At 66.6% G+C, this 12,452-nt stretch carries 11 protein-coding genes; 8 read left to right on the top strand and 3 right to left on the bottom strand.

Going from position 1 to position 12,452, the window contains the following annotated elements; genetic code table 11:
* Window positions 1-21 precede the first annotated feature (21 nt).
* Together H977_RS0126095 and ppnP are read left to right on the top strand one after the other, a co-directional pair.
* On the top strand, window positions 22-960 hold the full coding sequence (locus tag H977_RS0126095; protein WP_036477265.1) for a CobW family GTP-binding protein: 939 nt from the start codon (window positions 22-24) through the stop codon (window positions 958-960).
* Window positions 961-1,021: 61 nt separating this feature from the next.
* Window positions 1,022-1,303 carry a pyrimidine/purine nucleoside phosphorylase gene (gene ppnP, locus H977_RS0126090; protein WP_029110616.1) on the top strand — a complete coding sequence of 94 codons (282 nt, stop codon included), beginning with the start codon at window positions 1,022-1,024 and terminating at the stop codon, window positions 1,301-1,303.
* Window positions 1,304-1,399: 96 nt separating this feature from the next.
* Here the strand turns inward: ppnP and H977_RS35455 are convergent, their stop codons facing one another.
* Window positions 1,400-2,053: a GntR family transcriptional regulator gene (locus H977_RS35455; RefSeq protein WP_029110615.1), complete on the bottom strand. Its 654-nt coding sequence runs from the start codon at window positions 2,051-2,053 to the stop codon at window positions 1,400-1,402.
* A 103-nt stretch (window positions 2,054-2,156) separates the two neighbouring features.
* Between H977_RS35455 and H977_RS0126080 the strand changes: the two genes are divergently transcribed.
* The 4 genes from H977_RS0126080 (at window position 2,157) to H977_RS0126065 (ending at window position 6,807) form a co-directional block, all read left to right on the top strand.
* Window positions 2,157-3,323: a glycerate kinase gene (locus H977_RS0126080; protein WP_051289085.1), complete on the top strand. Its 1,167-nt coding sequence runs from the start codon at window positions 2,157-2,159 to the stop codon at window positions 3,321-3,323.
* Entirely contained in the window at window positions 3,324-4,742 is a 1,419-nt protein-coding gene (locus H977_RS33950) for a C69 family dipeptidase (protein ID WP_051289083.1), read from the top strand.
* 35 nt (window positions 4,743-4,777) lie between these two features.
* Entirely contained in the window at window positions 4,778-6,199 is a 1,422-nt protein-coding gene (locus H977_RS0126070; RefSeq protein ID WP_029110613.1) for a purine-cytosine permease family protein, read from the top strand.
* A gap of 125 nt (window positions 6,200-6,324) precedes the next feature.
* Window positions 6,325-6,807: a TspO/MBR family protein gene (locus tag H977_RS0126065; protein ID WP_029110612.1), complete on the top strand. Its 483-nt coding sequence runs from the start codon at window positions 6,325-6,327 to the stop codon at window positions 6,805-6,807.
* Window positions 6,808-6,813: 6 nt separating this feature from the next.
* Here H977_RS0126065 and menJ read toward each other — a convergent pair whose 3' ends face one another.
* The gene (gene menJ / locus H977_RS0126060) at window positions 6,814-8,034 is read right to left on the bottom strand and encodes a menaquinone reductase MenJ (RefSeq protein WP_029110611.1); all 1,221 of its coding nucleotides are present in this window, start codon (window positions 8,032-8,034) and stop codon (window positions 6,814-6,816) included.
* 21 nt (window positions 8,035-8,055) lie between these two features.
* On the opposite strand from menJ, the gene grcC1 reads away from it, so the two are divergent.
* Both grcC1 and htpX read left to right on the top strand, forming a co-directional pair.
* Complete coding sequence (gene grcC1 / locus H977_RS0126055; RefSeq protein WP_196808328.1) at window positions 8,056-9,063, top strand: nonaprenyl/(2E,6E)-farnesyl/geranylgeranyl diphosphat synthase; 1,008 nt, start codon at window positions 8,056-8,058, stop codon at window positions 9,061-9,063.
* Between the two features lie 74 nt (window positions 9,064-9,137).
* Complete coding sequence (htpX, locus tag H977_RS0126050) at window positions 9,138-10,022, top strand: zinc metalloprotease HtpX (RefSeq protein ID WP_029110609.1); 885 nt, start codon at window positions 9,138-9,140, stop codon at window positions 10,020-10,022.
* A 56-nt stretch (window positions 10,023-10,078) separates the two neighbouring features.
* Here htpX and H977_RS0126045 read toward each other — a convergent pair whose 3' ends face one another.
* Window positions 10,079-12,244, bottom strand: coding sequence for a SulP family inorganic anion transporter (locus tag H977_RS0126045; RefSeq protein WP_029110608.1), 2,166 nt, complete (start codon window positions 12,242-12,244; stop codon window positions 10,079-10,081).
* Window positions 12,245-12,452 lie beyond the last annotated feature (208 nt).

Below are 12,452 nucleotides of genomic sequence, written 5' to 3'. Positions count from 1 at the left end.
CAATAACCCTACGATGGCCCGGTGACGACCGGATCGGTACCCGTGCTGGCGGTCGCCGGGCATCTCGGCGCCGGCAAGACCACGCTGCTCAATCACCTGCTGCGCAACAGTCGCGGTGTCCGTATCGGCGCCCTGGTCAACGACTTCGGTGCGGTCAATATCGACGCCATGCTGGTGGCGGGGCAGGTCGATGCGATGGCCTCATTGTCCAACGGATGCATCTGCTGTGCGGTCGACGACGACGAAGTCAGCGAGATGTTGGGCAAGCTCGCCGCCGTCAAACCAAGGCTGGATCTGATCGTGGTTGAGGCCAGTGGGGTGGCCGAACCGGCCGCGCTGGCCCGCACGCTCGTCGTGGCCGACGATCCTCGATTCCACTACGCCGGCCTCGTCCTGATGCTCGACGGTCTGCAACCCGACCTGAGCCACGGGTTGCCGATCGCCGATCTGGTGGTGCTCAACAAGGCGTCCTCGTGCACCGACGTCGACGGCCTGGTCACCCGGATCCGCGAGTTCAATGCTCGGGTTCCGGTGTTGCCCACCGACTTTGCCCGTATCGACCCGGAGCTGCTGATCGATCCGCCGGAGCGGGCGCCCCAAGCTCAACTGTCCTTCGACGAGCTGCTGTACGACCATCATGACCACGACCATCCCGAGTATCAGAGCGTGGAGTTCCGCACCGATGCCGCGGTGAACCCGCGCCTGTTCATGGAGTTCCTGCGGGACCGCCCCGAAGGTCTTTACCGGGCAAAAGGTTTCGTCGACTTCGGCGCTCAGCGTTTCCTGCTTCAGCTCGTGGGCAGCTCGTTGCGCTTCGAGAAGCGGCGCGCGGGCGGCACCGAGCTGGTGCTGATCGGCACGGGGATGGACCCCGCGGCGGTAGAGGCCGCACTCCAGCGGTGCACCGCCGAGCCGGCCGACGAGAACGCGATGCTCGGGGTGCTCAAGTACGTGGTGTAGCTGCCGGCGGCCGGCTTTCGCCCCGGTATCCTGACCGCTCACCCCAGTTCAAGGAGCCGCATTGTTCAAGGTCAACGAGTACTTCGATGGCAACGTCGCATCGATCGCGTTCGCGACGCCGGAGGGGCCCGCGACTGTCGGCGTCATGGCTGTCGGTGAGTACGAGTTCGGTACCTCGCAGCTCGAGATCATGCGGGTGGTTTCCGGTGCGCTGACAGTCAAGCTGCCCGGTAGTCAGGAATGGGAAACCTTCGCGGCGGGAACACAATTCACCGTCCCCGCCGACAACAAGTTCCAGGTCCGCGTCGAGACCGAGACGGCCTACCTGTGCGAGTACCGCTGACCTGACGCTCTACTGGTCCTTCGCTGCGCCGCTTTCCGCCTCAGGGCTGTCCCGCGACGCGAACCACGACCCTCGTGCAGGAAACGGCGCGTACGTCTAGCGGTTCCTGAGGTAATCGAGCAACCGTTGCTCGGCATGCTGGAGATGCTCGTCTCCCACCCGTGCCGCGCGTTCGTGGTCTCCCTCTGTGATCGCCGTCAAGATGCCGGTGTGCTCCTCATGGATCACCGCCGGGTCGAGAAGATGATGGCTCTGCACCTGGGCCAGGCACAGGCGCATCTCGTTTACCACCAGCCGATGAGCCCGATCCAGGTGCGGGCTGCCGAGGCTGTGCACCAACTCGGTGTGCAGACAGATGTCAGCCTCGACCACGGTGACGAGGTCATTCCCCGCGATGGCAGAGCGAAATGCCTCGTGGGCCTCCCGTGCGGCATCCGAATACGTCCGTTCGCGGGCGAGTAGACCGTAAGCCTGGCTCTCGATGAATCGCCGGGCGAAGTACAGATCTCGCACCTGCTCGATATCGAGAACGGGCACCCGAGCACTGCGGTGAGCGGTGCGTTTGAGCAGCCCTTCTGCTACCAGGTGCTCGATCGCCGCTTTCGCCGTCTGACGAGCGACGCCGTAGTCGCTCGCCACCGCCGCCTCCGTCACGGGACGTCCGGCAGGAATGTCCTCGGTGAGTATCCGCTGTCGCAGCGACACCACCAGTGCTTCTCCCACGGACCGCGTATCGAGCTCGAACGTCATTCCCGACAGTCCTTCCCAGCGTGAGGGCATCAGTGTATCGGCGGTCGTCCGATCAACCGACAACCAATCTGCCCGTTGTGCTAACTTGACGAACAATATCCAAGTGACGGAGGACACGTTGAACCCGGAATGCACGCGGATCGTGCTCGCGCCCGACAAGTTCAAGGGCAGCCTGACCGCCGCCGAAGTGGTCGAGTCGATGGCTCTCGGGTGCGCTGATCTCGGAATACGGGAACGGTGTGTGCCACTCGCGATCGCGGATGGCGGTGACGGCAGCGTCGAAGCAGCGCTGCGGTCGGGATGGGACGCGCGCCGGGTGCCGGTGGTCGATGCGTGGGGACAGGCGGGCACCACGACAGTCGCGGTCGCAGGGAAGCGCGCCATCGTCGAGGTTGCCACCATCTGCGGCATGGCCGGATTGCGGCTGAGTCCGCACCGCGCGCTGACCGCGTCCAGTTTCGGTGTCGGTATGGTCATCGCCGCATTGCTCGATGACGGATTCGATGACATCACAGTCGGTCTCGGCGGCTCGGCAACCACGGACGGCGGCGCCGGGATGCTCGCGGCGCTCGGCATGAGACTTGTCGACGCCGGTGGCGACGCGATCGAACCGGCGGGCATCCGGCTGCTGTCACTGGCTGCCGTCGACACCGCCGGCCTGCATCCGCGGCTGGCCTCAGCGCGCCTGACGATGGCCTGCGACGTGGACAATCCGATGGTCGGCATCGACGGCTCGGCCGAGGTCTTTGCCCGCCAGAAGGGTGCAGACGACGAAGCCATCCGGATGCTGTCCGCTGCGCTCGCCCACGTGGCGGCGATGGTCGAACCGGTCGTCGATCGCGTCGGTCTACACTGTTCACCCGGTTCCGGTGCGGCCGGTGGCCTGGCCTGGGCGGGTATGGTCCTCGGCGCCGAATTGCGCTCCGGCGCCGACCTTTTCCTGGAAATGCTCGGCGCCCGCGACCTGATCGCCGGGTCCAGGCTCCTCCTCACCGGGGAAGGGTGCCTCGATGAGCAGAGTCTGCGGGGCAAGGGGCCGGTCGCGGTGGCTGCCCTGGCGGCGGAGCTGGGCGTGCGAAGCGTGGCGGTGGTCGGGACGAATCGTTTGACGGCCCGTGCCGGCTCATCGTTCACGGAGGTACGCGCACTGGATCGGATCGATTCCCGCTGTGCCGACGACCCCGAGCTCACCCGTGCCCTGCTGCGCCGAGCCGCGGCGGACCTGGTGGTCCGACATGCCCTGTCACCCGAGTTCGAAGGAGCGCGCTAGATGATCCAGAGACCGTGGAGCTGCGATACGTTCGTCGCATTGCCGGATGCGACGCGCGGCGGCGCGACCATCTTCGGCAAGAACAGCGACCGGCCCGCCGGCGAAGCGCAACCGTTGCGGCGCAACCCGGCTCGTACCGCGGGCGCGCCACTGAGGCTCGCGTACCTCACCATCGACGATGCCGACGCCTATGCCCACATCGGTTCCGCGCCGTTCTGGTGCTGGGGCTACGAGATCGGCGTCAACGAACATCGGGTCGCGATCGGCAACGAAGCCGTTTTCACCCGCGCCTGGGCCGAGGCGGTCGAAGCCGAGAGTGCCGGTCGCGGACCACAACCCGGCCTGTTGGGCATGGAACTGGTGCGTCTGGGCCTCGAGCGCGGCGCGACCGCCTATGAGGCGCTGACGGTCATGACGCGCTTGCTCGAACGGCACGGGCAGTGGGGCTCGGCGGTCGTGGGCAAGGAACACGGGCCGGGGGCCTACGACAACGCGTATCTGATCGCCGATCCGAACGAGGTGTGGATCCTGGAGACAGCCGGGCGGGACTGGGCGGCCAGGCGCGTTCGCAGCGGCTCATATGCGATCAGCAACGAGCTCTCGATCCGCACGGACCCCGATCTCATGAGCGACGGGCTCCCGCGCCGCGCCGTCGACGCCGGTTGGTACCCGGCCGATCGGACCTTCGATGTCGCCGACGCATACACCGATCCGGGCACACCGCTCCAGGTTTCGCACATCCGCCGGCGACGCGCCGAAGATCTGCTCGCGGCAGCCCGCGCCGGTGGCGGACTCGACGTGCCTGCGGCGTTCGGGGTCCTGCGGGATCACCTGGAGAGCACGTTCCTGGGCGGGCCGACGTTCGACGCGTCGCGCCCTGATTTCCTCACTCTGTGCATGCATGAGCACCCCTCGGGGTTCACCTGGGGAAATACCGCGGCCTCACTCGTCGTCGAGCTGCATGCCGACCCGGATCGTCCGGTGGCGCTGTGGTGGTGCCCGGTCACGCCGTGCACCGGCGTGTACGTTCCGTACTTCGTCGAATCCGGACGGCTGCCCGACAACGTTCAGCGGCCGCTGCCCGCCGGGACCTCGTGGGATCCCCGCGATCACAGTGAAGCGGCCCACGATCCGCTGTCCACATGGTGGCGATGGCAGCAGCTCCTCGACGTCGCCAAGGACCCCGCGGCGCGCGATTTCGCCGGCCGTGCGGCCGCCATCCGGCGAGAATTCGATGAACTCGAACGTGACTGGCTCGTAGCGAGTGCAGATGTGAAGCCGGATCCGGCCGAGCTCGCAGCCTTCACGGACTACTGTCTCGGCGCGGCCACGCGTACCGCGACCGAGCTCATCGAACGATTCGGCGCCGATCCCCAACGCCCTGTCGACCCACGCTGGTCGGTCGCCGCCACTGTCTGAACCGTCCGGAAAATCCCTTTCAACAACGGAGTGTGATGTCTTTACGCAGCCTGTTCCGCGGTCCGGAGGCCTCGATCGACGACCAGATCGAGAGCTATGCCATCGACCGGGTTCCGGACAACAAACGGTGGCCGATCCCCGCGATCAGCCTTGTCCTCCTCGGCAATGCCACGGCGATGTTCTTCTTCTCGTTCGGCGCCCAGCAGACCTTCCTCGTCGGTTGGCCGATGATGCTCATCCCGATCGGGTACTTCTTCTTCGGCGCGATCCTCATCGGCGCGCTGACGATGCGTATGGCGAGCCGAGAAGGACTGTCGCAGAGCCTGATTTCCCGTGGGCTCGGTTTCGGCAGCCGCGGAGCCGCGGTGACCTCGTTCATCTACGCCATCAACTTCGTGTATTACTTCCTGTTCGAGGGCACCATCGTGTCCCATGCGCTGGCGTTCTACTTCGACATTCCGATCGGCTCACTGGCCGGAGTCGCGATCTTCGCGCTGATCGGTTTGGTCACAATCGGTTTCGTGTGGCGGGGCATGTACGCGATGTCGGCCCTGCAAACCTGGGGCTTCCCGATCTTCATAGGCCTGCTGGTGTGGGCATTGATCTCATTGGGCTCCAAACACACAGTGGTCGGCCCCAGCGGCTGGCAGGCCACCGGGATGTCCGGTGGTGCGGCCTTGTGGACCGCGATGAGTTTCGCCAACGGGCAGATGATCTTCCAGGGTTTGATGGCAACCGATTACGGGCGGTTCGCCAAGCGCGCGATCCGCTACCGCGGTACCGCGTCGATCATGCTGCTCGAACTCGTCCCGATGTTCGCCGTCATCTTCCTCGGCGCGATGTTGGGCGCCTCGCTGGTCGGTGAATTCGGGACGGAGAAGGCGCAGGATCCCGGTTTCGTCTTCGTCCACCTGATGGGGTTGGCGGGTGTCGTCTTCGTGTTGGTCACCCAGATCCGCATCAACGTGATGAACCTCTACGGCGGATCGATCACATTGTCGAGTGGATTCGACGTCATCGCACACTTCCGCCCGGGCCGGCCGTGGTGGATGTTCGCGGTGTGGTTGTTCGGCGTGATCTTCTACGCCACCAACGTGATCAACCACCTCGGCACGTTCCTCGCGATCACGGGTGTGTTGACCAACACGTGGGTGCTGATCATCCTCGCCGACTATTTCATCTGCCGGCGCTGGCTGAAGCTCGGCCGCGCGGAGAACATCGAGTACCGCGAAGGCGAAGTCCGGGAATGGAATCCGTGCGGTCTGACGTCGTTGGCCATTGCGGTGTTCGTCGGTGCGCTCGGCATTCTCGAGGTCTATCCCGTGGCGTATGCATCGTTCCTCGCGATGTTCGTCGGGCCCGTCATCCACATTGCGATGACCGTGGCGACCAAGGGCCGGTACTACACCCCGGCGGCGCAGGTCGTCGCACAGGTGCCGGCTTCCCGAGACCTTTGACGCGAGCTCTGGTGCGCCGCTTTCCACCTCAGGGCTGTGGCGCCCTCGGGAGAGTGACCCTGGGGTAGAAATCGGCGAACGCGTCGAACGTGTGCGGCCACGGGAATGGGGGTATGTACTCGGCCATGCGACCGATCACCCTGGCCAAGACGGCCACTGCGACTTTGACCACTGCACTTGTCGGCGGGCTGGCCAGCAGGCCCGCGCAGTCCAAGTGGTACGAGTCATTGCGCAAGCCGTCCTTTCAGCCTCCGCGGCAAGCGTTTCCGATCGTCTGGCCGATCCTCTACGCCGGCATCGCAGTGGTATCGGCCCGCACCCTCGACCGGCTGCGGACCGAAGGTGAGGACGATCAGGCCCGCGCCTACGCCGTGGCGCTGGGCGGCAATCTGGCGGTCAACGCCGCGTGGTCGTGGGTGTTCTTCTCGCAGCGCCAGCTCGGAGCAGCGGCCGTCACAGCCGCCGCGTTGACCGCCAGCAGTGCCGACCTGACCCGTCGTTCGGTCCAGGTCCAGGGTGCCCCGGGCGCGCTGCTGACGCCCTACCCGCTGTGGTGCGCCTTCGCGACGGCGCTGTCCACCCGCATCTGGATGCTCAACCGCAGGTGACCTCGATCAGCTGAACGGCTTGCGCTGATCCAGCCGTCGTGAGGCCAGACCGGCCGTGCGCCACACCCGCGCGACCCAGTCGTCGTCCTCCTCGGTGACCAGATTGCCCATCACCCGTACGGCGATGGTCATCAGGAACGACGAGCGGACTGCCAGAGGACCGGAGGCCGGTAGGAACCGGGGCAGCGTGAGCAGCAATGCCAGCCGGCGGGCGATCGAGAACCCCTGGGCGTAGTGGTCTTGCAACAGCGCGGGCCAGGCCAGCGAATAGTCGCCGGACCCGACCAGCTCGGCGGCCAGTCGTCCGGTCTCCAGTCCGTAATCGATGCCCTCGCCGTTGAGTGGGTTTATGCAGGCTGCCGCGTCGCCGACCAGCATCCAGTTCGGCCCGGCCACCCCGGATACCGCGCCGCCCATCGGCAGCAGCGCCGAGAGCGCGGCCCGCGGCTCCCCGGAAAATCCCCATTCCTCGCGGCGCAGCTGGGTGTAGTACGACAGCAGCGGCCGCAGCGCGGCGTGGGCCGGGCGCTTGGCGGTCGCCAGGGCGCCAACGCCGATGTTCACCTCGCCGTTGCCCAGCGGGAAGATCCAGCCGTAACCGGGCAACACCTGGCCTTCGGGGGAGCGCAGCTCCAGGTGTGAGGTGATCCACGGCTCGTCGGAGCGCGGTGTGGCGATGTAGCCACGGATCGCGGTGCCGTAGACGGTCTGCTTGTGCCACTCGCGGCCGAGCACGCGGCCCAGCGTCGAACGCGCACCGTCGGCCACGATCAAGTGGTCGCAGCGCACCGTGGCGCCGTCGTCGAGCAGCACCGATTCGACCCGACCGCGCGAATCATAGTTGACCCCAACGGCTTTGGTTCCCAGTCGCATCTTGGCGCCGTCGTCGGCGGCGACCGAGCGGATCCGGTCGTCGAGTTCGGTGCGCGGGACAGCGCTTCCGGTGGACGGGAACGACGGCCCGGGCCACCGCACTTCGACGTCGGCGCCGAATCCCGACATCCGCAGGCCGTGGTGCCGGATCCGGGTGTCGAGCCATGGGCCCATGCCGAGGCGTTCCAGCTCGGCCACCGCCCGCGGCGTCAGTCCGTCGCCGCAGGACTTGTCCCGGGGGAATTCCGCCGCGTCGATCACCAGCACGTCGCGACCAGCGCGAGCCGCCCAGGCGGCGGCCGCCGACCCGGCCGGTCCGGCGCCCACGACGACCACGTCTGCCTTGATATCCATTGCTCCCAGTATGTTGGACGAATGAGGACACCAGCGACTGTGGTGGCAGGCGTTGATTTCGGGGACGCGGCGTTCGCCGCCGACGTCCGGGACAGCGTGGCCAGGATCGAACAACTGATGTCTGATGAGCTGGGCAAAGCCGACGAGCTCATGGCCGAGGCCGTCCAGCACCTGTTCCAGGCCGGCGGAAAACGCTTCCGCCCGCTGTTCACCGTGCTTTCGGCGTCGCTGGGCCCACGGCCCGACGATCCGCAGGTCGCGATCGCCGGTGCGGTGATCGAGCTGGTGCACCTGGCCACGCTGTATCACGACGACGTGATGGACGAGGCGCAGATGCGTCGCGGGGCGCCCAGCGCCAATGCCCGCTGGGGCAACAACATCGCGATCTTGGCCGGCGACTACCTGTTCGCCACGGCTTCGCGGCTGGTTTCCCTGCTCGGGCCCGATGCGGTGCGTGTGATTGCCGACACGTTCGCCCAACTCGTCACCGGCCAGATGCGCGAGACGCGTGGCGCGGCCGAACATGTCGACTCCGTCGACCATTACCTCAAGGTGGTCTACGAGAAGACCGCGTGCCTGATCGCCGCCTCCGGGCGGTTCGGCGCGACCTTCTCCGGTGCCGACGCCGAGCAGATCGACCGGCTTCACCGGCTCGGCGGGATCGTCGGCACCGCGTTTCAGATCTCCGACGACATCATCGACATCGACAGCGATCCCGATGAATCGGGCAAGGTTCCCGGCACTGACCTGCGCGAGGGCGTGCACACCCTGCCGGTGCTCTACGCGCTGCGTGAGTCCGGCCCGGATTCCGATCGGTTGCGCGCGTTGCTGGCCGGCCCGGTCGAGCGCGATGAGGACGTCGCCGAGGCGCTGACGTTGTTGCGACGCTCGGCCGGCATGGCGCGCGCCAAGGAGACGGTGGCCGAGTACGCGGCGCAGGCACGGGAGGAGTTGGCGGGCCTTCCGGCCGGCCCCGGGCGCGACGCACTGGCCACCCTCGTCGACTACACGGTGAACCGTCACGGCTGATTCCGGAACCACGGACGGTAACTGAGCGTTTAATCAGCGATGGTTGCCGAGTAGGTGCCTAGGAGGAAACTGCGATGACGTGGAACCCGCACGCGAACCGGATCAAGACATTCTTGTTGCTGGTCGGAATGTCGGCACTGATCGTGTTCGTCGGTTCATTGTTCGGCCGCAACGTGATGTACCTGGCGGTGCTGTTCGCCGTCGGCATGAACGCCTACGTGTACTTCAACAGCGACAAGATGGCGCTGCGCGCGATGCACGCCCAGCCCATCACGGAGGTACAAGCGCCCGAGATCTACCGGATTGTGCGGGAGTTGGCCACCACGGCGCATCAGCCGATGCCGCGCCTCTACATCTCGGACACCGCAAACCCGAACGCATTCGCCACCGGACGCAATCCGCGCAATGCCGCGGTGTGCTGTACCACCGGCATCCTGCAGCTCCTCAACGAGCGTGAGTTGCGTGCGGTTCTCGGCCACGAGCTCTCCCACGTCTACAACCGCGACATCCTGATCTCGTGCGTGGCCGGCGCGATGGCGTCGGTGATCACCGCTCTGGCCAACATGGCCATGTTCGCGGGAATGTTCGGCGGCAACCGTGAAGGCTCGAATCCGCTTGCCATGCTTCTGGTTTCGCTGCTCGGCCCGATTGCGGCGACTGTCGTGCGGATGGCCGTGTCACGCTCGCGTGAGTATCAGGCCGACCAGTCCGGCGCCGAATTGACCGGCGACCCACTGGCATTGGCCTCTGCGCTGCGCAAGATCTCCGGTGGCGTCGAGGCGGCGCCCCTGCCTCCGCAACCCCAGTTGGCCGATCAAGCGCATCTGATGATCGCCAGCCCGTTCCGGGCCGGCGAGCGCATCGGCAAGCTCTTCTCGACGCACCCGCCGATGGAAGAGCGGATCCGCCGGCTGGAGGACATGGCCGGCCATGGAGGATCGACTCCCGGCCGCTTCTAGTCCCGCGCCGCGAGCGACCGCGTGTTCATCGCGGTCGCTCGCGGTGTCAGGTGCGGCTAAGCGGCGTCAGCCAGGGTCTCGACATGGGTGGGCGTCACCCGCAGCACGCCGGCACTGGCGATGTCGTAGAACAGGCCGATCACGTTGACCCGCCGCGCCAAGGGATGTGCCTGCAGGGTCTGCACCTGGACGGCGATGTTGACCATCGACAGCTGATCCACCGTGCCGAATCCCGCCTCGGCCGCAGACACCGCAACCGGGTGGCGACCCTCGTCGAACGCCTCGACCGACGGATTGCCATGGGCCAGCCAGGATTCCAGGTGTTTGTCGCCCGCATCGGTCTTGCCGAGCATCGCGGTCATCGCGCCGCAGCTGGAGTGGCCGCACACCACGATCGAGGAGACACCGAGCTTGTCGACCGCGAACGCGATGGCCGCTTCGATCGAGGCGTCGGCCTGGTCCGCGGGGACCATGTTGCCGACATTGCGCACGGTGAACAGATCGCCCGGGCCGCTGCTGGTGATGACGTTGGGCACCACCCGCGAATCGGCGCAGGTGAGGAACAGCGTCTCGGGTCGTTGCGCATGCACCAGCTCCTGCATGTGCGGGCGCAGCACCGGGGCGGTGCGACGGTGGTAGGCGGCCAGGCCGTGCAGGACGGAAGCCGACTCCTCACGCTGCCACGAGCTCCACGGCACCACGCCGGAGCGCTTGTCGAACGGGGTGAAGCCGCGCATCGGCGGACCGGTGACGGCGCTGCCCATCTCGACCGCACCGACATCATGGATGTCGACGGTGCCGCCGGTGGCCACGTGCTGGCGCCGCCACTCTTCGATGGTCTCGTGAGCGGCATGGTCGATGAAGTCGACCGACAGCTCGACGGTCGCCGTCGATCCCGCGGGCACCTTTGCCAGGGCGCTGGTCAGCGTCGGCAGGGACAGGAAGGTGCACGAGCCCTCGATGGCGACGCGCCAGGTGTTCTCACCGGTGGGCTCGGAGACGATGTTGGTACGTACCACCCGCCAGACGGTCAGGGCGATCGCCAGGGCCAGTCCGATCAGCACACCTTCGAGCAGGTTGAGGAACACCACGCCGGTCACAGTCACCGCGTAGATCGCGAGATCACCGGTGCGCCTGGCAGTTTCGATGTGAGCCCGCTTGACCAGCTGGCAGCCGATGACGATGAGCAGGCCGGCCAGGGCAGCGGTCGGAATCATCTGGGCCAGGCCGGCGAACGGCACGGCGAAGACCAGGATCCACACACCGTGCATGATGGCCGATGCCCGGGTGCGGGCCCCGGCGGCGACGTTGGTGGAGCTACGCACGATGACACCGGTGACGGGCAGGCCGCCGATGGCGCCGGAGACCATGTTGGCCGTGCCCTGGCCGATCATCTCGCGATCGAAGTTGGTCCGCGGGCCGGTGTGCATGCGGTCCACCGACACGGCCGAGAGCAGGCTCTCGACGCTGGCGATCAGGGCCACGGTCAGCACGCCGGCGGCGAATGCGCCCCAGTTGCCCTCGGGAAGGCTGGGCAGGGCCAGCGCGTCCAGCAGGGAACCGTTGATCTGGATGCGGGTGACGTCGCTGAACGGCGCCAGCAGCGACAGCGCCGTGACGCCGACGATGGCCACCAGCGGACCGGGCACCTTCTTGACGGCCTTGGGCGCCCAGCGCCACCCCACCAGGATGGCGATCACCAGCGCACCCAGCACGACGCCGTGACCGTGGGCGTTGATCAGCTGACCAGGCAGTTCGGTGACGTTGGCCCAGGCGGAGCTGTTGGAGCTGCCGCCGAGCAGCACGTGGACCTGCTGCAACGCGATGGTGATGCCGATACCGGCGAGCATCGCGTGCACGACGACGGGGGAGATGGCCAGTGCTGCGCGCGCCACCCGGCTCAGTCCGAACAGGACCTGCAGCACGCCCGCGCACACGGTGATGGCGCAGGTGACCGCCCAGCCGAATTGTGAGATCAGGCCGGCGACGATCACGGTCAGCCCGGCCGCGGGACCGCTGACCTGTAGCGGCGATCCGCCCAGGGCGCCCGCGATGATGCCGCCGACGATGGCGGCGATGATGCCGGCCAGTACGGGAGCGCCCGATGCCACCGCGATACCCAGTGACAAAGGTAGGGCGACCAGGAACACCACCAGTGAGGCGGGTAGGTCATAACGTAGAACGGCGCGGGCCCGTTCTACGAAATCAGTAGTTTGCTGCATCGTGCGCCTCCGTCTGGAGTTGGTGATGTGCGGACTCGCCTCGTTGCGGGTCCGCACGGAGATATTGACGCCGTTGCCGGTGGGCAACTTCGAAAGGTGTTGGAGCGCAGTGCGACACAAGTCGACTTATGGCTCATTTGTGGCTCGGTTACACCCAATTACTTTGAGCGAGAGTATTTATCGCTGTGAGCAGGCGCAAGGAAGTTTG

It is taken from the genome of Mycobacterium sp. URHD0025 (genome assembly GCF_000426065.1).
Lineage (GTDB): Bacteria > Actinomycetota > Actinomycetes > Mycobacteriales > Mycobacteriaceae > Mycobacterium.
The sequence above is the reverse complement of the archived record's forward strand: the minus strand, read 5'-3'. Positions and strand labels throughout refer to the sequence as shown.